Genomic DNA, 867 nt, shown 5'->3' with positions numbered 1-867 from the left:
AGCCTACTCCAACCTATACCCCAACGACCAACCATGACCATCGCTGCCTTATTCATCGACCCCAAAGGAATCTACACAACCTTCGAGGACATCAACCTCTGGGGACCAAACCGAGACGCAAGAAACTACACCGGACCACATCCCGTCGTTGCTCACCCGCCCTGCGCCAAATGGTCAGCATTCCTTTGGTTCGGATCAATGCGATCACCCCAAAAACACCGACTAGGCGACGACCAAGGATGCTTCGCAGCCGCACTCAACGCCGTCAAAAAATTCGGCGGAGTCATCGAACACCCAGCTCACTCAAGGGCTTGGGACGCATTCAATATCACAAAACCTAAACGATATTCCGCCTGGATACCAGCTGGACTATTCCACCCCAATTGCTGGACATGCTACGTCGAACAAGGACATTACGGACACTTCACTCGAAAACCAACCTGGCTTTTCTACCACTCGCCCCAAGGAAACCGACCACCAACACTCATCCACACCCAATCCAACGAAACTACATACATAATCCTAAAATCAGGTCGAAAACAAAGCAAATTTGAATTAGCCAGCAAAAAACAAAGATCGGCAACACCACGACCGTTCGCTGAATTACTCATCCAAATAGCCCAACACGCTGTCACTCAAAACCAACATCTGGAAACACAACCATCAAATCCGACCACCACGCAAACGAACACCCATCGGCTTGCCGTCCCCGCCACCAGTTCCTCCAACTCCTCTCGACGACCACGCGACTCCACACCACCCAACACCCGCGCCACATCCTCCATCCCACCACCATAGTACGCCAGGTTCATCGCATCCAAACCGTCCGGCGAATAACCCAAACGCTTCTTCGTCACATCCTTCGCC

1 protein-coding gene is annotated in these 867 nt (G+C 52.1%); it reads left to right on the top strand.

The genetic code is table 11. The features are described from left to right. Positions 1-198 precede the first annotated feature (198 nt). Complete coding sequence (locus N2692_03100; protein MCX8016253.1) at positions 199-798, top strand: hypothetical protein; 600 nt, start codon at positions 199-201, stop codon at positions 796-798. Positions 799-867 lie beyond the last annotated feature (69 nt).

It is taken from the genome of Patescibacteria group bacterium, assembly GCA_026415775.1.
Lineage (GTDB): Bacteria > Patescibacteriota > Minisyncoccia > UBA6257 > JAAZHW01 > SKW32.
This window is presented reverse-complemented; position numbering and strand designations above follow the sequence as displayed.

Excerpts from the sequence above, each read along its gene's own strand:
- N2692_03100 (MCX8016253.1), top strand. The coding sequence starts at position 199 with ATGCGATCACCCCAAAAACACCGACTAGGCGACGACCAAGGATGCTTC.